Below are 23,263 nucleotides of genomic sequence, written 5' to 3'. Positions count from 1 at the left end.
AGCGAGGACAGCCCGTAGAGCGCCACCGCGACGAGCAGGACTCGACGGGCGCCGAGCCGGGCGGGGGCCCCGCCGGCGCCCCCCGGGGCGCCGAGACCGGCTACGACGAGGTCGTCGAACAGGTGGAGCTGCGGATGGAATACGAGCGTCTACGCCGCTGTCTGCAGGGCCTCACCGATCTGCAACGGGAGTCGATCTCCCTGGCCTATTACAGCGGCTACACCTACCGGGAGGTCGCGGAGATGCTCGCGACCCCGGTGCCGACCGTGAAGACCCGCATGCGCGACGGACTGATCCGCCTGCGCGACTGCCTGGGGGTGGGCGCATGACGTCGCCGGAGGCACACACGCTGATCGGCGCCTACGCACTCGACGCGCTGGACGAAGCCGACCGTGCCAGGCTGGAGTCGCATCTCGGCGACTGCCCCGGCTGCGCCGCGGAACTGCGGGAGTTGCGGGCGGTCGCGACCACGATGGGCGGCGCGGTCCCGATGACGCCGCCGGCGTCGCTGCGCGCGGCGGTCCTGCGGGAGATCGAGGGGACGGCGCAGCTGCCGCCCCGGCTCGCCGACCGGCGTTCCCGCGGGCAGCGGCGGGCGACCTTCCTGGCGATCGCCGCCGGCGCCGCCGCGGTCGTCGCCTTCGCAGCGCTCGGCGTGGTCGGCGCGGAGACGATCAGCCAGCGCCATCAGCTCGCCGACGTGCGGGCGCAGGCCGCGGACCTGGAGACCGTCGCATCCGAGGTGGCGGCCCAGTCGGCACGGCCGATGGCCGGCGGCGGCCGGATCGCGGTGGTCTCCGTGGCGGGCCGGGCGTTCGTCGACGTCCGCGAGCTGCCCGACCTGCCGGCGAACCGGGTGTACCAGCTGTGGGCGGCGAGCCCGAAGGGCGTCGAGTCCGCCGGCATCGTCGCGGGCAACGCCGGGCGGGCCCATCGTCTCGTCACGCTCAGCAAGGAAGCGACCGCCGTGAAGGTGACGATCGAGCCGGCCGGCGGCTCCAAGCAGCCGACCAGCGCAGTGATCGGCTCCGCCCCACTGTCCGGCTGAGGCGAACCCGGACGAGGCAGAACCCGCGGGATCCACCCCTGGCCCGCTGAGCGGAAAGCCCGCTCGCCAACGATGATCTACGCGCCAACGGTTCAGGCCAGCACGTCGTTGATCGCTCGCGCCGGCACGATGCCTGAGACGTTTTCCCGGCTCGCCGTCCAAGCCGTGGATCTCCAGGACCATGGTGAGTGGCTCGCGATGCTCGCTGGCCCGCGGTCCCCTCAGCGTCGATGGCGGGCCCATCGACTGATCGTCGTAGCCTGCTTTCAGGCGCGCACGCCATGCGCTTGCGGGGCGGGAGTCCGCGACGGCACCCGTCCACACGGTCGCCGGCCGGGAACCAGCAGATGGCCCGGACAGCGGTCTCCGGGTCGAACGGGTGCGCGACGCGCCACAACTCATGGCGGCGAGCGTGCCGTACTCGCCTGAAGGTCGGGGACTCCTCGGCGGGCCTGACCGGCAGATCCGTTCGAGGTGGTGGCGAGAAAGGTGAGGTGACGGAACGCCCTCGTCCGGCAGGACAGGACGATGCCGGCGTGATTCGCCAACGTGGCGTTGATCTTGGCTAGCGTCCGGGCGCGGCTGCCGCGCGGACCTCGTCGAGGCCGTCGAGGACAGGCAGGCTCGGCCCGTCGGGGTTCCAGGAAGCGAGGGGGACCAGTGGTGGAACGGGTTCGCCGGGCTGGCGGCGAACGAGCAGGTCCAGCGCGAGTCGGATCAGCCGCACGGTCTTGCCCGCCCCGGGCTCGCCGAGGACGACGAGGCGTCCGCATCGGGTGCGGTCGTAGGTGGTGAGGATCTGTGAGCCGCCGCCGGCGAGGTCCTGAACTCCGGTGGCGGTCGCCGTGGGGGTGGGCCAGCCGGCGCCATCCCCGGCGAGCTGGTGATCTCACGACGCATCGTGGATCGCTGCTCCGTCGTCAACCCCGTCCAGGCGCGCACTCCTGAATGTGCCGGCATCAGCCGGACCGTCCAAGGAAGCTTCGCGAAGCCAAAAGCCCTGGTGTACCAGGGGTTTTGACTGGTGATCGAGGTGTGCCCCCAACGGGATTCGAACCCGTGCTACCGCCTTGAAAGGGCGACGTCCTGGGCCACTAGACGATGGGGGCGGACCGATGATCGCGGCACAGGCTGGCCTGGGCTCACCCGGTGATCGATCCTCTGAAGCACTGCCAGCATAGGGGATGGCCTGGCCAGCAGACAAACCCGAGCACGAACCCGTGGCCCTACGAGCCGCCGAGGGCCGGGCGTGGGTCAGCCCAGTGGTAGCGGGTGTGGAACAGCGCGCGCACCGGTCGCCCGCCGATCGCGATCGTGTGGCTGATCGATGGGACGGGGCCATGGGTCGGGTCGAGGCCGGCGGGGCCGTGGGGGCCCGCGAGGTCGAAGGACATCGTGACGTCGTCGGCCCGGTCCCGGGGGGTGTTCGGGTCGTAGAGACGCAGGGTCACCACGGTGCCGGCCTGTTCGTAGGCGTAGGCGAGCACCTGGTGGTTCAGGCCGAGCCGGAGCGGGTCCGCCGAGCGCACGGTGATGATTCCGATGGGGGCGAGCCGGCCGGTGTCGAGGTCGAGCCGGATGCGGGGCCACTCCTGCGTGATGCTGTACCGCGCACTGCTGTACCGCACACCGCTGGGCCGCGGCAGCCGCGGGCGGCCGGCCGGGCGTGCGCCGGGGGTCCGCTCGTCGGGGGCCCGCATCAGGGCGTAGTAGCGCAGGACGCCCCGGGGAAGGTCGAAGCTCGCGAACAGGCGGCGGACCAGATAGGCGTACAGCGGCGAGCCGTAACGCGGCGGGGTCGGGTCGAGCGGGGGTTCGATGTCGGCCTCGAACAGGTCGCGCACCGCAAAGATCATTCCACCGCAGAGCCCCCGGCTGGCGTCTCCGATTCCGATGAACATCCGCCTGGCCGCCAACTCGGCTGGGCTGGGCCTGGCTGGAACCCCGAGCCTGGCTGGAACCCCGGGCAGGGCGCCATCCCCTGACGGGGCAACGCCGGCCTGCCGGGGCGACGCAAAGCCGAGCAGTGGATCGGCGGCGAAGCTGTTGGTGAACCGGAACGCGTGCGTGCTCGGCAGGAAGCCGGGCACGGCTGAACGCACGGTCGACCAGGCGGCATCGCTCACGATGACCGCCAGGTGATCACGGTGCCACCCATCTCTGGATCACCGTGCTCCCGGCAGCATCACCATGCTCCCGGCAGCACGTGATGCCTGCCGGGTGATGCCGCGAACTGCCCGGGCCAGCATGCGGCCGGGCCTACGCGGGATGAGACCGGCGGACGGTCCTCGGACCGTCCGCCGGTTCCCCAAAAGGTCCACCCTGTGCCCTCCCGGTGCTCAGGTGGTCCTCACTCGTGTGACGTCGGCGCACGAAGAGGCAGGTTCCGGCTTGCAGCGTCCCATCGCACCCAGCCGATCATCCGCACCCCGGCTCACGGCCGTCAGGCCGCTCGCGGGTGGCGCGGAAGGCATCTCCAGCCGTGCCGTCACACGTCAGTGCGTACGTGATCTAGATATCGCCTCCCAGGCTCGGGACCCCCTTCAGCAGGGCGCGCACCTCGGCCTCCCGGTACCGGCGGTGCCCTCCCAGGGTCCGAATCGACGTGAGCTTGCCTGCCTTCGCCCACCGGGTAACGGTCTTCGGGTCAACCCGAAACATGGTCGCTACCTCGGCCGGAGTCAGCAACGGCTCGGCGTCCGGCGTACGTGTCGTCATTCTGTTGGCCTCCCGTCACAGAGCGTCGCTCCGTCCCATACAGATCGTGCATCCTTCGGGGGCATTTCGGACATGGCACGTCGGGACCATCTGCTGACTAGTCACAGCTCGTCCGAAGCCGACGGCGACTCTGCGTTAACGGCATGCGTCGTTCAGCTTGCAGATTCCCGTGCTTGCAGGGGTCTCCAGCGAACGAGGACGCGCTCGTAGGCCTCCGCGGCAAGATCTGTTCGCCCTCGGCGTAACGCACCGACTGCCTCAACGATGTCCTCTACGGAGCTGTCGCGCCGAAGCATGTCATCGTCCAGCAGGTCAACTAGCCCGTCGTAGTCCAGTTCGACCCTGCTCTGCGGATGGAAGGACCCCAGCCAACGGGCCAGATCGCCGACGCCTTCCACGGTGGGGGCATCGGTCGAGGTGGCGCGCAGCGTCTCCACCGTCTCGACGGCGCGGGCCGCCCGGCGCCGGGCGAGGCTCATGGTGGTCCGGTAGATCATCGACCGCTCGGCGGTGTCCCCGGTGACCAGGGAGCGTTCGGCCGGGTCGAACAGCAGGAACCACGACGGCGGCACCATCCAGGTGCACGACTGGACGTGAACCTTCAGCGCCGGGCGACGCGACTTCCAGCGGTCCAGCTCCACCTCGGCCGGATCGGTGATCCGCCGGGGCAGGAACGCCTCGGCGACCCGGTCGGGCAGCACGGCCCGGAACTCCAGCGCCGACTGCCACACCCGTAGCTGCGTCGACCAGGGGCAGATGAACATCAGTCCGTCGATCCACTGCACGAACGCCGACTCGTCGGCGACGTCCAGCGTCGGTCGGACGGCGGCCAGCAGCGAGACGACCCGCTCGCGCCGGGAGCCGACCCGCCGCGACGGTGGCCCCGCGGCCGCATAGCGCTGCCAACGACTGCGCTCGGCGGCCGAGAAGGCGGCCAGCGGCTCATACACGCGCAGATACGAGGCGGGTGACACGATGGGCACGTCAGCTCCCCGAAACCGGACGCGACCGACATCCGGCCTGCTGGTGGTGCCCCAGGGGCTGGCAACACCGCACCGGCTGGTGACGCCGCACCGGCTGGTGACGCCGCGCGGACTGCCGACACCGGGGCGCCGTGGACGACACCCACGCGGATGCCCTGGAACCTGGCATGGCCCGATCCTGGCACGTCGGCGGGCACCCCGTCCGGCCTACCGGGGCCGTAGGGTGCGCGAGGAGTCGACCCGCCTGCCCGACTCCGCCAGGAGGTGCGCCATGCCGTCGTTGTTCGACACCGTCGCCGAGCACGAACAGGTGCTGCTGTGCTCGGATCCGGCCAGCGGACTACGCGCGATCATCGCCGTCTACTCGACCGCCCTCGGGCCGGCACTGGGCGGCACCCGCTTCCATCCCTACACCGACGACGAGCTTGCTCTCGCCGACGCGCTCGCCCTGTCCCGGGCGATGGCCTACAAGGCCGCGTGCGCCGGCCTGGACCTCGGCGGCGGCAAGGCCGTCATCGTCGGCGACCCGGAGCGGGACAAGTCCGAGCCACTGCTGCGGGCCTACGGCCGCCACATCGCCTCGCTCGGCGGGCGGTATGTCACCGCCTGCGATGTCGGCACATACGTCGACGACATGGACGTCATCGCCCGCGAGACCCGCTGGGTGGCCGGACGTTCGCCCGAGCACGGTGGGTCGGGGGACTCGGGCGTGCTGACCGCCTTCGGCCTGTTCGAGGGGATGCGGGCCGCCGCCCGCCACCGGTGGGGAACGGCGAGCCTGTCCGGACGCCTCGTTGCCGTCAACGGCGTCGGCAAGGTGGGCCGGCGGCTGGTGGGCCATCTGCTCGCGGACGGCGCCGCCGTGGTCGCTGCCGACGTCGACCCGGCCGCGCTCGCCCGGCTCACCGCCCAGTACCCCGCCGCCCGCACCGTCGAGCACCCGGACGCCCTGCTCGACCAGGACCTCGACGTCTACGCACCGTGCGCTCTCGGTGGGGCGCTGAACGCGACCACCACCGCCCGGCTGCGTACGGCGATCGTCTGCGGTGGCGCCAACAACCAGCTCGCGACCCCGGAGATCGGTGCGGAGCTCGCGAAGGCCGGCGTGCTCTATGCCCCCGACTTCGTCGTCAACGCCGGTGGACTGATCCAGGTCGCCGACGAGATCGAGGGGTACTCCCCCGAACGGGCCCGGGCCCGCGCCGCCCGCATCTTCGACACGACCACCGCCGTGTTCCGGCTCGCGGACGACGAGGGCCTCACTCCGGTCGAGGCCGCCGAGCGGATCGCCGAGCAGCGGATGACCCAGGTCGGCCGACTTCGCCGCTTTCTGGTGCCCTGAGCGCCCGGCATCGGCGCCCTGGCGAACGGCCACCGGGCGCCCTTGGCCGGGCGGTCGGGCGCCGTCCGGCCGCCGTCCTTTGCCCGGACGGCGGCTGTCCGGCTGGAGTGAAGGCGTCCGCTGGCGTGCCGGGAGCCGACCGCCCACCGTCGGCAGAACGTGACGGTAACCACATCCGAGCCGGCTGTGGCGCACTCCGACGGGACCGCTGAGCGGTGCCGATCCCCCCGCACGGGCCGCGGGACAGGCAGCTTCACGAAGTGCTTCCGATCGTGGACATCTTGTCCGAGGGCAGGCAAGTGTCGGGTTGGCGTGCCGAGAGGCCTCCGGTCCCTGTAGTCTCGGGAAGCACGAGACAGTGAGAGCACCGGGGCGGGTCCCCGTCGTCATGTTCGAGGGGGTCGAGCCATGGGGCGCGGCCGAGCTAAGGCCAAGCAGACGAAAGTCGCCCGCGAGCTCAAGTACAACTCGCCCAATATGGATCTCGACCGGTTGAAGGCGGATCTGGGCGCGGGCTCGACGCGCGAGAACAGCAGCGACGAAGCGTACGCCGATGACGATTACGGCTACGACGCTTATGCAGACGACGAGGACGATCGCCACTCCTCGCGCTGACAGCGTCACGGCAGTAACCGTTCCACCATGGTTGGCTCACCGTGGTGCGGTCGCTGATGGTGGTGGTCGCCCAGGCTCCGGCCAGGGCAACCGCTGTTCTGCCGTGCTGCCCACGACTCAGGTCGTGGGCAGCCTCGGGTCGAGGCCTCACGCGGGCGTTTTCAGACCCCGCGCGAGGTCAGTCTCCGGGTCAAGGCAGCGCACCCGCGGTGGCAGCGGTCGTCCGACCATGATGCTGCCTGCCCCGCGATGGTGCTGCGCGCCCGACCATGGGGTGGCATGCCCGGCGGCGACGCCGCGTGCCCGCCCATGGTGCGGCGCACCCACGGTGACGCCAGGCGTTCGGCCAGGACGCTGCGCCCGACGGTGTCCGTCTTGCCGCCACGACAACCCGCGTAGACGGATCTTGGTAAACCATTCGCCGCGGAGAGTAGCGGCGATGCGGGTTTCGGGTGGCGGTGGGGACGGGGATCAGGCGGCGGGGTGAGTGCCGGTCAGACGAGCGCCGAGCGTGGTCTGCGACCCGTCCGCCAGCGTCTCGTTCGGGCCATCCGGCTGGCCGGCCGCGCCGTTCGGGCCGGCCGGTCGGGCGGCCGAGCCGTCGGTCTCGGCGATGCTGCCGATGATCCAGGCAGGCACGTCCCGTTCGGCGAGCACCGCCAGAGCGTCATCGACGGCGGCGGGTGCCACCACGGCAATCATGCCGACGCCCTGGTTGAACGTCTGCTCCGCGTCGGCACGGGTGACCTGGCCGCGTTCCGCGAGCAGGTCGAAGATCGGTGGCACCGCCCAGGTGGCCCGGTCGAGGCTGGCGACAAGGCCGGCGGGGATGACCCTGGCAGTGTTGGCAGCGAGCCCGCCGCCGGTGATGTGGGCGAAGGCATGCACCTCGACCGCTGCGGCCAGCGCCAGACAGTCCCGGGCGTAGATGCGAGTCGGAATCAGCAGGGCTTCGCCCAGCGTGGCGCCGAGAGTCGGGACGTAGGACCTCAGACCGGCGAGTGCGGCAGCGGAAACCCCTCCGGGCTGGTCAGAATCAACGGGACCGCACAGGATGTGCCGCACAAGCGAGAAGCCGTTGGAGTGGATGCCGGATGAGGCCATCGCGACGACCACGTCCCCGGGCCGGACTCGCTCCTGCCCCAGCACGGCGTCGGCCTCGACGACCCCGACCCCCGTCGCGGCCAGATCGTAGTCGTCGGCACCCATGAGGCCGGGATGTTCGGCGGTCTCCCCGCCGACCAGCGCCGCCCCGGCCTGCTCGCAGCCCGTCGCGATACCGGCGACGATCTGGGCGATGCGTTCGGGGACCAGCCGGCCACAGGCGATGTAGTCGAGCAGGAACAGCGGCTCGGCACCACAGACCACGAGATCGTCCACGACCATGGCGACCAGGTCGATGCCGACGGTGTCGTGCACGTCCAGCGCCCGGGCAATAGCGATCTTGGTGCCGACGCCGTCGGTGGACGAGGCGAGCAACGGCTTTCGGTAGCGGCTGGTGTCGAGGGCGAACAGGCCGGCGAAGCCGCCGAGCCCGCCGACCACCTCGGGCCGGGTCGCCCGGGCGACCGAGCCACGCATCAGCTCAACAGCCCGGTCACCGGCAGCGACGTCGACGCCGGCGCTGCGGTAGGACCCTCCCCCTGGATTCACATCGGCCTCGCTTCGGCGAGATCCGCGTCGTGGCCGTCGGGGGACGGGTCGGCACCGTTCATACCGAGGGTCACCTCTCGGCGCATCGCCTCGGCGATCAGCTCCGCAGTGGTCTGCGCCGCGCTGCCCGGCTCCAGCCGGTGCTTGCCGAGCTTGTCGGACTCGGCGAGCGGCACCGGGTAGATACCGTCGAAGCAGGCCCGGCACAGCGACCGCGCCGGCTGGTGGGACGCGGCGACCAGGCCGTCCAGGGAGACGTAGGCGAGCGAGTCGGCGCCGAGCGAGGCACGGATCTCCTCCACCCCGGCTCCGCTTGCGATCAGCTCGGCCCGGGTGGCGAAGTCGATGCCGTAGAAGCAGGGCCAGCGCACCGGCGGCGAGGAGATCCGGATGTGCACCTCGGCGGCACCGGCCTCCTGCAGCATCCGCACCAGCGCCCGTTGGGTGTTGCCGCGCACGATCGAGTCGTCGACGACGACGAGCCGGCGGCCCTCGATCACCTCACGTAGCGGGTTGAGCTTCAGCCGGATGCCGCGCTGACGGATCGTCTGGGACGGCTGGATGAACGTGCGCCCCACGTAGGAGTTCTTCACCAGCCCCTCGCCGAACGGGATGCCGGACTGCTCGGCGTAGCCGACAGCGGCGGGCACCCCGGACTGCGGCACCGGGATGACCAGGTCCGCCTCGACCGGCGCCTCCCGGGCCAGCTGACGGCCCACGTCCACCCGGACGGCGTGCACCGAACGCCCGGCGATGGCCGTGTCCGGCCGGGCGAGGTAGACGTACTCGAACAGGCACAGGTGCGGGTCCGCCCGGGCGAAGGTGCGCGACCGCACCCCCGAGTCATCGATGATGATCATCTCGCCGGGTTCGACCTCGCGGACGAACGTCGCACCGACGATGTCGAGCGCGGCGGTCTCGCTGGCGACGACCCAGGCCCCGGCCGGATGGTCGGCGAGCCGACCGAGCACGAGGGGATGGATACCGTGCGGGTCGCGGGCGGCATACAGGGTCGACGCGTCCGCGAAGACCAGGGAGAACGCCCCGGCCAGCCGCGGCAGCACGGCCATCGCCGCGTCTGCCAGCGTCGGCCCGGGGTGATCGGCGAGCATCGCGGTGATCAGGTCGGAGTCGGTGGTGGCGCGCAGTCGGTCCCGCTCGGCGCCGAGCTCCCGGGCCAGCTGGACGATGTTGGTGAGGTTGCCGTTGTGGCCGAGCGCGACCGGGCCACCGAAGCGGGCGGTGCGGTAGGACGGCTGGGCGTTCTCCCAGGTGGACGAGCCGGTCGTCGAGTAGCGGGTGTGCCCGACGGCCAGATGCCCACCGGCCAGGCTCGACAGTGTCCGCTCGTTGAAGACCTGCGCGACGAGACCCAGCTCCTTGAACACCACCACGGTGCGACCGTCGCCGACGGCGATACCGGCCGCCTCCTGACCACGGTGCTGGAGTGCGTACAATCCGTAGTATGTGAGGTTCGCTACGTCTTCACCAGGCGCCCAGACGCCGAAGACGCCGCAGGCGTCCCGGGGGCCGGGATCGTCGGAAGGGTCGGGCCACGGCTCACCCTCGAGGCCGGAGCGGGCGGCAACGTCTGGCACCAGGACTCCTCGACTACTCGGTAACACCGGAGAATCAGTAACACCGAAGAAACGTCGGCGCGGTGCCCCATCCACGCTAGCAGCGACCTCTCACATCGGCCCCAGCTACGCGTTTGTCGGCTGACAGCCGCCCGTTGTCATCGTCACACCGCAGCCGGCGCCGCCGCGCAGACGTCACCGCCCCGCCGGGACGGCGACGTCACGCAACGGGGCGTCACAGCAGCGGCAGCTGGGCCGTGAGGTCGGACCGCTCCCCGCTGGCCGTGATCCGACCGTCGGCGACGGCCGTCGCGAAGCGAACCCGCCCGGTGCACACCAGCAGAAACGGCACCGGCCCGGCCTCGACCACGTTCGGCGGAGTCCCCCGGGTGTGCCGCGGCCCGGCCACGATCTGAACGGCGGCGAACGGTGGCACCCGCAGCTCCACCGCATGTCCCGGTACCTGCACGGCGAACAGGTCCGCCACCAGTCTGGTCGCCACCCGCAGCGCCGGGCGCGCCGGTTCGACCCCCAGATCCAGTCCGTGCAGCACCGCCTCGACCACCGCGGCCCGCAGGAACTCGCCGAGCTGCGCCGCGTTCGCCGACGGCTCGGCGAGGCGGGCGAGTGCCCGCCGAGCGGTCGCGACCTCGGCGGTGAACTGTTCCCGGACCACCCCGGGACGGCCGGCTCCGATCGGCAGCTCCCCCTCGACGTCGACGCCCGGCTCGACCGCCCACACCCCTGCGCCACTGAGGTGGCGCAGCCGATCCAGGGCGGACACCGGACGTCCACCGCCGCCGTCGTCCCCCGGCCCGCCGGGCAGTGCCAGGACCTCCGTCAGGCCATGCACCGAGCGGGTCGCACGCATCGTGATGGCACCGATCGTCCAGCCGGGCAGGGTGCCTGCCGCTGCGCCGAACGCGTCGTCGGGCTGCCCGTCGACCACCTCGGCAACCGCCGTCCACTGTGCCGCGAGGACCTCGGCGAGTTCGGGCAGCCTCGGCGCCGTCCCGCGACGACCCCGGGACGCGCCGAGACGAGTTGCCATCATCGTTCACCCCACCGATCGTCGAAACAGCCCCATGCCGGCACAGCCCCATGCCGAAACAGCCCCATGCCGAAACAGCGCAACGCGGCAACAGCGCAACGCGGCAACGCCGGACGTCCTGCCAGCGGAAAACATGGCGGGCCACGGAGCACTCCTGCCGTCCGCACCACAGTCTGCCCGCTGGTCGATCGGCCCGGCGACGCGGTGGATCGCCGGGAGAGACGAGGATGGGGACGTGTCACCGACCGCCGCAGGCACCGCCTCTGACAGCCACAGGTCCGCCGACTCCGGGTCCGAGAACTCCGGGTCCGAGAACTCCAGGTTCGAGACCGATGCGATCCGGCGCCGCGTGCTGGACGCGTGGGCCGCCTCGCCGGCCCGGTTCCGCGAGGACGCCAACGCCGAGGAGGACGCGGCTCTCGGCGCCTACCGTGACCGGCTGGTCGTGGAACTGCTGCAGAACGCACTGGACGCGGCGACCGAGGCCGGCGTGCCGGCACGGGTCCACCTGCGGCTGACGACCGCCCGGGCCGCGCAGTCCCCGCCGGCCGGGGCGGTGGTCGCCGGGGCGGGACCGGGCGGGTTGTTGGAGGTGGCCAACACCGGGGTCGCGTTGTCGGCGGCCGGGGTCGAGGCGCTGTCCACGCTGCGTGCCTCCACCAAGCGGGATGCACCGTCCGGGGCGATCGGACGCTTCGGCGCCGGGTTTGCGGCCGTCCTCGCCGTGACGGATGAGCCCTCGATCGTTTCGCGGGGCGGCGGGGGCGGTGGGCTGCCGACGGCGACCGGGGTTGCCTGGTCGAAAGCCCGGGTGATCGAGGCAGTGGCAGCACGCAGCAACGTATCGTCCGGCGACAAAACAAATGGCGACGCTACGAATGCCGACGCCCTCGACGCCCTCGACGCTGTGGACGCAGGCGACGCTGTGGGCGCAGGCGAGCCCGGCGCCACGCCGGGCGGTTCCCGCCGGCACGCCGGGCGCAGCCCGCTCGCCACGGAACTGGCCCGCCGAGACGGGGCCGTGCCGATCCTGCGTCTCCCCTTTTCGATCACCGACACGCCGCCGCCCGACGGGTACGACACCGTCGTCCGCCTGCCGTTGCGCGACGAGGCCGCCGCGACCCTCGCCCAGGAGCTGCTGCTCGGCCTCGACCCGACGTTGCCACTGGTACTCGGCGGCCCGGGCGAGATCATCATCGATATCGACGGTGACGTACGGACGCTGACCTGCCGATGGCACCGCGGCGGCCCCATCCTCCGGCGCGATCCGAACACCGAGCAGCAGCTCGACGACGGACAGCTGTCGACCGCGTCACTCCTGGCCGAACAACCCGCGGACGAACAGCCCGTGGACGAACAGATCGCGGACGAACAGATCGAGATCGCCGACCTGAACGGCGAGCGCTGGCGGGGAATCGTCCGGCGCGGACGAATCCCGGCGCGGCTGCTCGCCGACCGGCCGATCGAGGAGCGCAGCCGGACCGGGTTCACCGCCCGGGTCATGGTGCCTGATCATGGCTGGCCGGCGGGGGTGCCGCAGGTGCTGCGCGCGCCGCAGCCCACCGACGAGCCGCTGTCTGTGCCGGTCCTGGCCAGCGTCGAACTGCCGCTTGATCCGTCCCGGCGGCACACGATCGCCGGGCCGTTGCGCGATCGGCTGACCGACGAGCTGGCCGCCGCCACGGTCGCACTGGCCACCCACCTTGGTACCGGTCCGGTCACGGTGGATGACGGCTCCCCCGAGCTCGGCCCGCTGGCCGCTCTGACCCTGGTCCCCACCGGACTGCCCCAGAGCGAGGTGGACGGCCGTCTGCGGGACGCCCTGGTGCGGCTGCTGCCGGACGCCGCGCTGTTCCCCGGCGATCGACTCGGCCGGGACTGCCTGGTCGGCGATCTGGGCCCGGCCACCGAAGCGGTCACCGCCCTGCTCACCGAACCCGCCGACCACCCGGACGGGGATCCGGGCCGGCTCCCGGCCCAGCGCCTCGGCCGCCGTCCTGCCGAGGGTCCCGACAGGGGGCTGGACGACAGGCTCGACGACCGGGAAGCGCCCGAGCAGTCCGCTGACACCGGGCGACCGGTCGGCACCGAGCAGCCGGTACCCGGTCTGCTGCCGGCGCAGTACGCATCCCGGCGGTGGCGGACGGCGCTGGACCTGCTGGGCGTACGGCGAGTGGACAGTGCCGCGCTGGTCGACCTGCTCACCGGCCTGCCCCGTCCCCCGCAGTGGTGGGGACGGCTGTATCCGCTGCTGGTCAGCGTGCCCGACCGGGATGCCTTGGGGGCGCTGCCGGTCCCGCTCGCCGAGCTGCCCGCCGGCGACCTGCCCGGCCCGGGCCCAGCCCAGGTCGACGCGGCGGCGTCCCAGGTCGAGGGGCGATCGTCCGACGCCGGCGAACTGGGCACGCGGATGGTCACCGGGCCACGGGGAACGCTGCTGCCTACCGCCGATCTGGACGTGGTCGCGCTCATCCGTTCCGGGCTGCCGCTGCGGGTGGTCCATCCGGATGCCTGCGCCGGCTCGGCCCGCGACGCGTTGCGCACCCTGGGCGCGGTGGAAGGGACTCCGACCGGGGTGCTGCGGGATCCGGCGGTGCGCGAGGCCGTCCTCGACGCCGATCCGGACGATCATCCGGACGATCTGCTGGCGCTGGCGGGAGCGGTGCTCGCCCTGGTGCGTGACGCCGGTGAGGAGGGCTCGGCAGGTCTCGACTGGCTCGCCGACCTGCTCCTGCCCACCGCGGACGACGACGACCACGACGACCACGACCACGACGGCGGTGGGCATCACGGCGACGGTCAGGACGGCGAGTTCGCGCCGGCCGGCGAGCTGCTCGTCGGCGGTGGACCACTGGATCAGGTGCTGGCCGAGGACGCTCCGTTCTCGACCCTCGCGCCGGGGATCGTCCGGGCCTGGTCGACGGACGTGCTGGAACGGGTCGGCGTGCTGCACTCGTTCGGCGTCCTGCGCACCTACGACCTGCCCCTGGACGCCGACGAGCAGATCCTGCTCGACCTTGACGACAGCGATACCTGGGTCAACGACGTCGCGGACGGTGACCATGGTGCCGCAGGCGTGCTCCTGGCCGCGGCGGCGGCGGGCAACCTGCGCCGCCCACCGGCTGGCGGGCCGCCGGCCCCGGCGATGATCGGCGTCTTCGCGGCCGTGCGGGACCTTGAGCTGGTCGACTCCGCGGCCTGGCCCGAGGCGCTCGCCCAGCTTGCCCGACCCCCGCTGCGCGAGGTCGTGTTCACCCCGGAGCCGTCCTACACCCGCTGGTGGCTGGCCCGGCACGCCGTCCTGCCGGTGCCGGGCGGTTCCCTGCTGCCGCCCCGTGAGCTGCTGCTGCCCAGCGCCGATCCCCTGCTCGCCGGGCTGTTCGCGCCGGCCGGGGTGCTGCCGGGGGTCGACGACGAGTTCCTGCGCCATCTCGGTGCCCGCCAGACCCTCGAGGACGTCCTCGGTGATCTGGGCGCGGTGATGGACCTGCTGGACCGGCTCGGCGACACCGATCGGGACGTCGCGTGGCCGGCAGCTCGCATCCTGTACATCGCCGCGGTCGACGCCGTCGCCCGAATGCTGGCCGCCCCCGACCGCACCGCCGGCGCGGACCGCTTCGACCCACCGCTGACGGTGCGGACCCCGCAGGGCGTGCTGGCGGGCGACGAGGCGGTCGTCGTGGACGCGCCGGACATGCTCGGTCTGCTTGCCGGACGCGGCGCGCTGCGCCTGCCGCTGGACCGGGCGGCCGAGGCCGCGCACGTGCTCGGTGTACCGCTGGCGTCCCAGGTCATCTCCGGTGACGTCGGCACCGATCCGGGCGGCGATCCCGTCGAGGGCGGCGGGTCCGGGTTCGCCGGTGAACCCGGTGGTGAGCGCGCACAGGCCCCGGACGGGACGCCGTACCGGGTGCACCACCCCCTGCTTGTCGCCGACCTGTCCGGTCGGCCGACCCGGATCCCGTGGCGGGTGATCGGGGGAATCGGCGGCGAGGTGCATGTCGACGCGCAGGCGGGACCGGACGCGCTGGCCCGGGCGCTGGCCTGGCGGGGTGGGCAGTGGGATCGGCGCCATGCCCTCGCCGCGGAGCTGCGCGACCCGGCCGGAGCGGCCTCCCGAGCCGCGGAGGACGACCTCGACGAGGCCTGAGCCGGCGGCTCCGGTCAGGCGTGCGCCGAGCGCAGCCGGTTACGCCGTCGGATGACGACCCACAGCCCCAGCAGCCCCAGGCCGAAGCCGCACAGCGCCGTCGCGAGCCACCACAGATGGCCGTCGTCGCGCAGATCGCCGACGATGATCAGCCCGATGACGGCGGCGATCGCCCACAGCACGGTGCCGGCGGCCACCGAGGCGACGCCGTCATAGGGCAGCGCCTCAGGCGGGACGGCAGCCGAGGACGCGGCCGCGGCGCCGGTGTCAGCCGCGGCGCCGGTTGCCGCGGCCTCGGCGGTGGGTGTGTCGGCCGAGGTCAGGGCGGGCGGAGTCGGGTCGCTGGCGGCCGGGTCGGTGCGGTCGGACGCGCTCACGGGGGCGACGCTACCCGACCGATGTACCGCAATCACAGCACGATCCCGAGCACCACGTGAACCACGTCACAGTCAATCTCCCTGGCGGCGATCGACAAGGTGTGCTTCCGTTGCTCTTGTGTTTAAGCAGCTGATGCTGGTCACCCGGAGCTATATCGACCTGCTCCGTGTCGCCTCGGCTGCCTGTCCGGCCGGCTGATTCGCCGCCGGCCTTTCGGTTCCGGCTCCACCGCGTTCCCGGTCTGGAGTCGTTCGTCGACCGCCGACGTGCTCCCCGGCCGACGCCCGCACGCGTTCGGCCCGCCGCCCCCGACCGTGCTGGTTCGTCCCACTCCGCCGATCACACGTTCTGACGATCACACGTCTCGCCGACGGTCCCAGCGCCGACAGTCCCGGAGCCCGCTGCATTCAGGGATCCGGAACCGGGCCTTGCTCGGCCCCGCCGAGATGCCCTGACCAGCCCGGACGCGGGCGGATAGAACACCGCGCGGCCGGGCTGTCCGGCCCCGCCATCCGACCGCCCGGCCGTGATCGTCCGACGTCGGTGACCGGAACCCGCCACTGACCGAAAGGCCAGCGATGCCTGCGCAGAGCACCACGTTGCCGTACCGCACCTCCCGGCTCACCACGGCCGTCCCGAACCGTCCGGCGGTACCACCCCGTCCGGCGGTACCGCCCCGTCCGGCCGTCGACACCACGACAACCGTGCACCGCCAACCGGTGTCCCGGATGCCGGTGCAGTCCCGCTCCGGGGCCGGGTCCGCCCGGGGACCCCAGCCCACCCACCCGGTCCAGCCGCTGCACCCGACCCAGACCGGGCGCACCACCGGGCCGGCGCTGCGCCCGGTGCAGCCGGTTCGCCCGGTGGCGCCCCTGCCGGCCCCGCCCCGCCAGGGTGTGTGGACCGACCGCAGCGCCTGGCTCGCGACCGTGGACGGGCGCGCGCTGGCACTGACCTACCTTGAGTTCGAGGTGCTGGACTTCTTCCTGACCCACCCGGGGACGGCCCACAGCCGCCAGGCGCTGCTGGCCTCGGTGTGGGGGCACCGGCCCGACGACGAGACGGCTCCGGACCTGCGCACCGTCGACGTCCTGGTGACCCGGCTGCGGCGCAAGCTGGGCCCCGAGCACCGGTACCGCATCGAGACGGTGCGCCGGGTGGGCTACCGCTACCGCCTGTTCGACGATCCGGCCATCGGGTAGGTCGTGGGAGGACGTGCCCCTGATCCGGTGCGCGCATGCGGGCGCCGGATCAGGGGGCACAGCCCGCGGCTCCGTACGCTCTGGGCGGCAATCAGCACCACCGCCGTCACGTCGGCGCCGGCTCCGGGCACTATCAGAGCGTGACAACGCTACCGGAGTTGGTACCAGCGCGTGACCCGGACCTGGCCGTCGGCTGGCGGGAGTTGCGGCGCACGGAGCGCCGCGGCCAGCCGGACCTGCCGCTGGCGATGGCACTGGTCACCGACGGGTCGCAGAGCACGACCGTGGGCGTGCTGCGGGACGCGGGTGTCGACGTGGTCGGGCTGCTCGCACCGGAGCCACTGGAGTCGCTGGCCTGGGCGGCCGAGGCGGGCGTTGCCCGGGCCTACCCCGATCTGCTTGCCCTGCTGTCCGACGACATCGAGGCGGTCTGCGTCGAGACTCGGCCGCCCGGCGCCGACATCGTCGCGCGGCGGGCGCCCGAGGCCGGCCTGCACGTGCTGCTCGCCGGGCCGGCCGGGCCGGCGGACGAGGCGCTGCGGGCTGTCGCCGACCTCGCCGAGGAGGGTGACCTCGCCCATGTCGTCGCCCTGGACGGACGGGCCTGGCCGGTCGCGACCCACGTCGCCGCCACGGTGGCGTCCCTGGGGCGGTTGACCCAGATGACCGTGGTCGGCGCCCCGACCGGGCCGGGCGGCCGGGTCGAGATCGTGGACCTGGCGATCCGGTGGTGCGGTGAGATCCTCGCCGTCTGCGCCGACCGCACGGCGATGCCGGCCGCCGCGCTGACTCCGGACGCGCCGGTGACCCTGGCGTTGCTGACCGCGAGCGGCGCCACCGTCCTCGTCAACGAGCGGATGGACGGGGCCCTCGACACCGCCACGATCACGGTGTGCGGCCAGCAGGGTCGGCTGGTCGTGCGAGGGCAGCAGGTGCGTCGCCAGGACCAGCACGGGGTCCAGGAACTCGTGCTGCCGGCGGCGACCACGCACCGGCCCGGGCTGCGGGAGGCGACCTGCGACGTCGTGCGGGCCACCGAGCTCGAGGACCCGCGGCTCGTGCGCGGGGCGACCTTCCACGACCTGCTGGCCGCAAACCGGCTGCTGGCCGCGGCCGGCGCCTCCCACCGCCGGGGCGGCTGGGTTGAGCTGTAGGCCTCAGATACCGGCGATGGCGTCGAGGATCGGCGCGGCCTGGTTGAGTGCGGCGAGATCCTCGCTGGACAGCTCGGCCAGCCGGGCGGTCAGCCACTCGTCCCGGCGCCGCCGGTCGTCGGCGAGCAGGTCCCGGCCCCGGTCCGTCACCTCGACGATCACCTGCCGGCCGTCGGTGGGATGCGGACGGCGCTCGACGAACCCCTCAAGGGCCAGATGCGCGATCACCCGGGTCATCGAGGGCGGCTGCACCCGCTCGTGCGCGGCGATCTCACCGAGGGTCATCGGCCCGCGCCGCTCCAGGGAGGCCAGGGCGGATGTCTGCGTGGGGGTGAGCCGACTGGACCGCTCCTGGCGCATCCGTCGGGACAGGCGCATCACCGACAGCCGCAGCGCGGACGCGAGTTCGGCGTCCCGCGCCGTCCCGGTCTCCATCGTCTGACGGTACTCGGCGCCGGATGGTCACCTCCGGCCACCCCCGAAGATTGGCCGCGATCGCACAATGCCCGTGCCGTCAGGAACTTCCGAGGCCGGGTCCGGCCGCCCCCCGGCGGCGGCCGACCCCGGCGGGACCGGCACGCGCCGAACGAGTGCGATCACCGTCGGTGCCGATCCCCTCTCCAGGTTCCACCCGGACAGTGGCCGGCCGCTTCGGGGCAACCTCACCTGTTGCCCAGGGGTTATCCACCTGTGGATACCGGGGGTATCCCGCCGAACGCGGCAATCGATATGCGACCCTTGCCGAGTGAGATCCCGGCTACATAACGTTGGTTGACGTGCCCCACCCCCGCGTGCCCAGCCGTATCGCCGCCTGCGCCGCCAAGCACCGGTCCTGGTGTCTGGCCATCGGCGGATCCGGCACGACCGCGTTCGCCATCGCCTGTCAGGCGCCCGCTTTCCGGACCACTCCGCTGGCCGCTGCGATCAACGTCGCCGTCGCCCTGGCCTTCGTCCTCACCGCCATCATGCTCAACGGGGAGGAGTCGCTGGGCAGCGTGACCGGCGCGCTCGCACTCGGCGGTCTGCTGTGGTCGTTGTCCTGGACGGCGACCTGGGTGGACGGGCCGTCAGCGCTGGTGTCCTCGTTCGCCTACTCCCATTTCTGGATCTGCATCGGCTGGGGTGTGCTGCGTTATCCGTCGGGGCGGCTGCGCAACAACCTCGAACGGGCGCTGCTGGTCGTCGCCGTGCTGGTCGTGCCGGTGGCCAATCTCGCGTTGATCGCCATCTCCCGTCCGCAGTGGTTCGGCTATGCGACCGCCGCGAACCTGTGGTGGTACGGATCGCCGATCGATCACGGCACCTACGACGGCATCGTCCGGGCACTGGACATGCTCACCCTGCTGCTCGCCGGCGCGTTCCTGCTGGTCGTGCGGGAACGGCTGCGCCAGTACTCCGAGCTCGACCGACGGATCTTCCAGCCGGTGGCCCTCGCGGTGCTCATCGCCTTCCTGCTCGCGGCCGCGGTGAACATCTATGCGTACAGCCCGAGCAGCGACTCCATCGGCGGCGAGTTCACCGCGGTGTCCCTCGTCCTGCTGACGATCCCGGTGGCGTTCGCGATCGCCGTGCTACGCCGGGTGTTCGTCCGCGCCCGAATCGCCCAGTTGCTCGCCACGCTGCCGAGCCCGCCGACTGTCGAGGCGGTCCGCACGGCCCTGCGCACCGCTCTGCACGACGGCTCGGCCGAGATTCTCATCTGGCTGCCCGAGCAGGAACTCCACGCCGACGCGGACGGCAACGTCCGCACGCCACCGCCGGCCGACGCGGCCGAGCTGATCATGCAGGTCCGGACGTCGGCGGGGGCACCCCTCGCGGTGATCACGGCCGCACCGGCCATGCGCCGCAACAGCGATCTGGTCGCCGCGGCCGTGCAGGCGAGCGTGCTGGCCCTGGAGAACGCCCGGCTGCACGCCACGGTGGCCGCCCAGCTCGACGCCGTACGGGCCTCCCGGGCCCGGCTGGTGGAGGCCAGCCTGCACGAGCGCAAACGGCTCGAACGGGACCTGCACGACGGCGCCCAGCAACGGCTGCTCGCCCTGGCCACCAGACTCGGACTTGCTCGGACGAAGGCGACCGATCCCGATACGATTTTGGCCATCGAAGCCGCCCGCGAGGATCTGCGGTACGCCCTGGCCGATCTGCGCAGTCTGGCCCGGGGTATCCACCCGGCCGTGCTCAGCCAGGGTGGGCTTCGACCGGCGTTGGAGGTCGTCACAGCATCCCTGCCGGTCGAGGTCGAACTGGACGTCACCGCGGAACGCTTCGACGCCGTCCTGGAGACGGGCGCCTACTACACGATCTGCGAGGCACTCACGAACACCGTCAAGCACGCGGGCGCAACCCGGGCGATGGTGACGGTGCGTCATCTCGGTGCGGTCGTCCGGATCGACGTCGCCGACGACGGCAAGGGTGGCGCCGTCGAGGTGGACGACGGCGGTCTGGCGGGGCTCGCGGATCGGGTCCGGGCCCTCGGCGGCGCGCTGGTGATCGCCAGCCCGTCCGGCGGTGGCACCCGGTTGACGGCGAACATCCCGTGCTGACGGTCCCGGGTCGGCCGACACATCTGGTGGGCGCCGTGAGGCGTCCCGTCCGGCAACACCAGGGGGAGAACCTGTGCGGGTAGCGATCGCGGATGACTCAACACTGTTCCGGGAGGGTCTCGCGATCCTGCTGACCACGTCGGGGGTCGAGGTCGTCGCCCAGGCGGCCACCGCGGACGAACTGATCGACGAGCTGGCCCGCAGCCAGCCCGACATCGTCATCGTGGACATCCGGATGCCGCCGACCTTCACCGACGAGGGCCTCGTCGCCGCGGAGCGGATCCGGGCCCGGCACCGGGGAATCGCCGTGCTGGTGCTGTCCACCTACGCCGAGGTCCCCTATGCGCTCCGCCTGCTCGGTGACGACTCCGGTGGCCTCGGCTACCTCCTGAAGGACCGGGTGGACGACGTCAGCGCCCTGCTGGACGCGCTGCGCCGGGTCTCGGAGGGGCGGCTCGTCCTGGACGAGGAGATCGTCGCCGGTCTGCTCGCGCACCGGCGCCACGCCGACGAGCTGGCCCGGCTCACCCCGCGGGAGCGGACAGTCCTCGCGCACATGGCCGAGGGCCGGTCCAACCAGGGCATCGGCACCCGGCTGCACCTGGCCCCCAAGACCGTCGAGAACCACATCGCCGGCGTCTTCACGAAACTGGGAATGCCCGCCTCCACCGACGACAACCGCCGGGTCCTGGCCGTGTTGGCCTGGCTACGCGCCGCCGGCGGCGCCGGCCCCGGTGGTCCCGGCACCGGCCCGGGAGGTCTCGGGCCGGGCGGCACCGGCCCCGGTGGCCCCGGCACCGGCAGCACCGGTCCGAGAGGTTCCGGCGACCTCGGCACCGGCGGTCGCAATGGCGCGCATCCGGCCGCCGAAAGGACGGATGCCTCCGCCCCCATCGGGTAGGTAACGGACGGCGGCCGAACGTCGTCGATCTGTCACACTTCGTGCCCCGCCGCATCGCAACGGTCGCTACATGGGCCGTCTCGATCGAGGTGGTGCAGCACACGTGGGACGAGGCTCACCGATCACGCGCATGTGCCGGCGTCAGCGGCCAGACTTGGGAACAACCATGTGAGCCAGCGAACCGGCGTGAGCGCTCCGTACCCGGATGCGCGCCCCGGCTGGGGCCAGGGCCGTACCACACGGCATCGCCACCGCGAGAGGAGCCCGGCGTGTCCGAGCAGGTCAGCACCCTGACCGTCACCGACAACCGAACCGGCAAGACGTACGAGATCCCGGTCACGGACGGCACGGTACGGGCGAGCGCGTTTCGTTCGATCAAGACGAGCGACGACGACTTCGGGTTGATGACATACGACCCGGCGTTCACGAACACAGCAAGCTGTCGGAGCGCCATCACGTTCATCGACGGCGACGCCGGCATCCTGCGTTACCGCGGCTACCCGATTCAGGAGCTCGCCGAGAAGAGCAGCTTCCTCGAGGTCGCATACCTGTTGCTGGCTGGCGAGCTGCCCTCGGCCGACGAGCTGTCGACCTGGGAAGACGAGATCACGCACCACACCCTGGTGCACGAGTCGATCAAGAAGTTCACGGATGGCTTCCACCACGACGCCCATCCGATGGGCATGCTGGTCTCCACGGTCGGCGCGCTGTCGACCTTCTACCCGGACGCCAAGCGGATCGACGACCCGGGCCTGCGCCGGCTGCAGATCGTCCGACTGATCGCCAAGATCACGACGCTGGCGGCGTACTCCTACCGGCACTCGGTCGGGTTCCCGTACGTGTACCCGGACAACGACCTGTCCTACGCCGGCAACTTCCTCAACATGATGTGGAAGGCCACCGAGCCCCGCTACGAGCCGGACCCGAACCTCGAGCACGCCCTTGACGTGCTGTTCATCCTGCACGCCGACCACGAGCAGAACTGCTCGGCGAACGCGATGCGCGCCGTCGGCAGCTCTCAGGCCGACCCGTTCTCCGCGGCGGCCGCCGCCATCTCGGCGCTGTACGGCCCCCTGCACGGCGGGGCGAACGAGCAGGTCCTGCGGATGCTCGCCGAGATCGGCTCGGTGGAGAACATCCCCGCCTTCATCGCCCAGGTGAAGGACGGCAAGAAGAAGCTCATGGGCTTCGGCCACCGGGTCTACAAGAACTACGACCCGCGCGCCCGGGTGATCCGCCAGGTCGCCGACGAGGTCTTCAAGGTCACCGGCACGAACCCGCTGCTGGACCTCGCCATGGAGCTCGAGCGGATCGCGCTGTCGGACGAGTACTTCGTCTCCCGCAAGCTCTACCCGAACGTCGACTTCTACACCGGCATCATCTACCAGGCCATGGGCTTCCCCGTGGAGATGTTCCCGGTGCTGTTCGCCATCGGCCGGATGCCCGGCTGGCTCGCCCAGTGGGAGGAGGGCCTGCTCGACCCCGAGCAGAAGATCGCCCGCCCGCGGCAGCTCTACGTCGGCTACGACCAGCGGCCTTACACCCCGATGGACGAGCGCAAGTCGGTCGACTCCAACATCGACCCCATCGCCGCCCAGGCCGCCCAGGCCGCCCCGGAGCGCCCGCTGCGCTAGCCGCGAGCAGTAACGACAGCCACCGCGGGGCGGCGTCCGATCCGTTTCGGTTCGCCCGCTCCGTGCCTCCGGCTGTCGGTGCGTACCGTCCGTCCAGTGCCACGTTTCCCGCCCCGTCCTGGACGGACATCGCCACATCCCGACCCCGTGGGGGGGGGGGGGGGGGGGGGGGGGGGGGGGCGCGCGGGGGGGGGGGGGGGGGGGGGGGGGCGCGCCCGCCCCCCCCGCCCGCCCCCCCGCAGCTGGTAGTCGGCCGGCCCGAGCCGGGGGACGCTCGAGGTGACCGAGTAGTACCGGAAGTTGCCGACCGGGAG

Annotated in this window: 19 protein-coding genes and 1 tRNA gene; 10 read left to right on the top strand and 10 right to left on the bottom strand. The window is 72.2% G+C overall.

All coding sequences use genetic code 11. The features are described from left to right. Together ND747_RS26140 and ND747_RS26135 are read left to right on the top strand one after the other, a co-directional pair. On the top strand, positions 1–329 hold a 329-nt coding region (locus ND747_RS26140; RefSeq protein ID WP_285901156.1), incomplete at its 5' end, for a sigma factor-like helix-turn-helix DNA-binding protein. After that, positions 326–1,048 (top strand): anti-sigma factor, encoded by a 723-nt coding sequence (locus tag ND747_RS26135; RefSeq protein ID WP_251736912.1) that lies wholly within the window; start codon positions 326–328, stop codon positions 1,046–1,048. The genes ND747_RS26140 and ND747_RS26135, both read left to right, overlap by 4 nt. A 565-nt stretch (positions 1,049–1,613) precedes the next feature. Here the strand turns inward: ND747_RS26135 and ND747_RS26130 are convergent. From ND747_RS26130 to ND747_RS26110, 5 genes are all read right to left on the bottom strand, one after another. Further along, on the bottom strand, positions 1,614–1,775 hold the full coding sequence (locus tag ND747_RS26130) for a hypothetical protein (protein ID WP_251736910.1): 162 nt from the start codon (positions 1,773–1,775) through the stop codon (positions 1,614–1,616). Between the two features lie 309 nt (positions 1,776–2,084). After that, positions 2,085–2,157 (bottom strand) — tRNA-Glu (locus ND747_RS26125). Positions 2,158–2,274: 117 nt separating this feature from the next. Next, the gene (locus ND747_RS26120; RefSeq protein ID WP_251736909.1) at positions 2,275–3,174 is read right to left on the bottom strand and encodes a hypothetical protein; all 900 of its coding nucleotides are present in this window, start codon (positions 3,172–3,174) and stop codon (positions 2,275–2,277) included. 385 nt (positions 3,175–3,559) lie between these two features. After that, entirely contained in the window at positions 3,560–3,766 is a 207-nt protein-coding gene (bldC, locus tag ND747_RS26115) for a developmental transcriptional regulator BldC (RefSeq protein WP_163548267.1), read from the bottom strand. Positions 3,767–3,918: 152 nt separating this feature from the next. Continuing rightward, positions 3,919–4,749, bottom strand: a complete 831-nt coding sequence (locus ND747_RS26110; protein WP_251736907.1) for a hypothetical protein — start codon at positions 4,747–4,749, stop codon at positions 3,919–3,921. Between the two features lie 271 nt (positions 4,750–5,020). On the opposite strand from ND747_RS26110, the gene ND747_RS26105 reads away from it, so the two are divergent. Then, on the top strand, positions 5,021–6,091 hold the full coding sequence (locus ND747_RS26105) for a Glu/Leu/Phe/Val dehydrogenase dimerization domain-containing protein (RefSeq protein ID WP_251736905.1): 1,071 nt from the start codon (positions 5,021–5,023) through the stop codon (positions 6,089–6,091). 408 nt (positions 6,092–6,499) lie between these two features. Beyond that, positions 6,500–6,706, top strand: a complete 207-nt coding sequence (locus tag ND747_RS26100) for a DUF3073 domain-containing protein (protein ID WP_251736904.1) — start codon at positions 6,500–6,502, stop codon at positions 6,704–6,706. 471 nt (positions 6,707–7,177) lie between these two features. Here ND747_RS26100 and purM read toward each other — a convergent pair whose 3' ends face one another. The 3 genes from purM to ND747_RS26085 all read right to left on the bottom strand — a co-directional run bounded on the left by purM (position 7,178) and on the right by ND747_RS26085 (position 10,987). Further along, positions 7,178–8,359, bottom strand: a complete 1,182-nt coding sequence (gene purM, locus ND747_RS26095; RefSeq protein WP_251736902.1) for a phosphoribosylformylglycinamidine cyclo-ligase — start codon at positions 8,357–8,359, stop codon at positions 7,178–7,180. Then, positions 8,356–9,957, bottom strand: coding sequence for an amidophosphoribosyltransferase (gene purF / locus ND747_RS26090; RefSeq protein WP_251736901.1), 1,602 nt, complete (start codon positions 9,955–9,957; stop codon positions 8,356–8,358). The genes purM and purF overlap by 4 nt, the downstream gene beginning before the upstream one ends. 214 nt (positions 9,958–10,171) lie before the next feature. Beyond that, positions 10,172–10,987: a sterol carrier family protein gene (locus ND747_RS26085; RefSeq protein WP_251736899.1), complete on the bottom strand. Its 816-nt coding sequence runs from the start codon at positions 10,985–10,987 to the stop codon at positions 10,172–10,174. 235 nt (positions 10,988–11,222) lie between these two features. Here ND747_RS26085 and ND747_RS26080 point away from each other — a divergent pair, with 235 nt between their 5' ends. Next, a complete protein-coding gene (locus ND747_RS26080) occupies positions 11,223–15,137 on the top strand; it encodes a sacsin N-terminal ATP-binding-like domain-containing protein (RefSeq protein WP_251736897.1) in 3,915 nt (1,304 codons plus the stop codon). 14 nt (positions 15,138–15,151) lie between these two features. On the opposite strand, the gene ND747_RS26075 is transcribed toward ND747_RS26080, so the two are convergent. Further along, positions 15,152–15,514, bottom strand: a complete 363-nt coding sequence (locus tag ND747_RS26075) for a DUF2530 domain-containing protein (protein ID WP_251736895.1) — start codon at positions 15,512–15,514, stop codon at positions 15,152–15,154. 579 nt (positions 15,515–16,093) lie between these two features. Between ND747_RS26075 and ND747_RS26070 the strand changes: the two genes are divergently transcribed. After that, positions 16,094–16,717, top strand: coding sequence for a winged helix-turn-helix domain-containing protein (locus ND747_RS26070; protein WP_251736894.1), 624 nt, complete (start codon positions 16,094–16,096; stop codon positions 16,715–16,717). A gap of 140 nt (positions 16,718–16,857) precedes the next feature. Continuing rightward, the gene (locus tag ND747_RS26065; RefSeq protein ID WP_251736914.1) at positions 16,858–17,871 is read left to right on the top strand and encodes a Gfo/Idh/MocA family oxidoreductase; all 1,014 of its coding nucleotides are present in this window, start codon (positions 16,858–16,860) and stop codon (positions 17,869–17,871) included. Between the two features lie 3 nt (positions 17,872–17,874). On the opposite strand, the gene ND747_RS26060 is transcribed toward ND747_RS26065, so the two are convergent. Next, positions 17,875–18,306: a MarR family winged helix-turn-helix transcriptional regulator gene (locus ND747_RS26060; protein ID WP_251736892.1), complete on the bottom strand. Its 432-nt coding sequence runs from the start codon at positions 18,304–18,306 to the stop codon at positions 17,875–17,877. 341 nt (positions 18,307–18,647) lie between these two features. Between ND747_RS26060 and ND747_RS26055 the strand changes: the two genes are divergently transcribed. The 3 genes from ND747_RS26055 to ND747_RS26045 all read left to right on the top strand — a co-directional run bounded on the left by ND747_RS26055 (position 18,648) and on the right by ND747_RS26045 (position 22,949). Continuing rightward, on the top strand, positions 18,648–20,414 hold the full coding sequence (locus ND747_RS26055) for a histidine kinase (RefSeq protein ID WP_251736890.1): 1,767 nt from the start codon (positions 18,648–18,650) through the stop codon (positions 20,412–20,414). A 73-nt stretch (positions 20,415–20,487) separates the two neighbouring features. Continuing rightward, on the top strand, positions 20,488–21,315 hold the full coding sequence (locus ND747_RS26050; protein ID WP_251736888.1) for a response regulator transcription factor: 828 nt from the start codon (positions 20,488–20,490) through the stop codon (positions 21,313–21,315). Positions 21,316–21,584: 269 nt separating this feature from the next. Beyond that, on the top strand, positions 21,585–22,949 hold the full coding sequence (locus tag ND747_RS26045) for a citrate synthase (protein WP_251736886.1): 1,365 nt from the start codon (positions 21,585–21,587) through the stop codon (positions 22,947–22,949). Positions 22,950–23,263: the final 314 nt, after the last annotated feature.

The organism is Frankia sp. R82 (assembly GCF_023716925.1).
Taxonomy (GTDB): Bacteria; Actinomycetota; Actinomycetes; order Frankiales; family Frankiaceae; genus Frankia.
The sequence above is the reverse complement of the archived record's forward strand: the minus strand, read 5'-3'. Positions and strand labels throughout refer to the sequence as shown.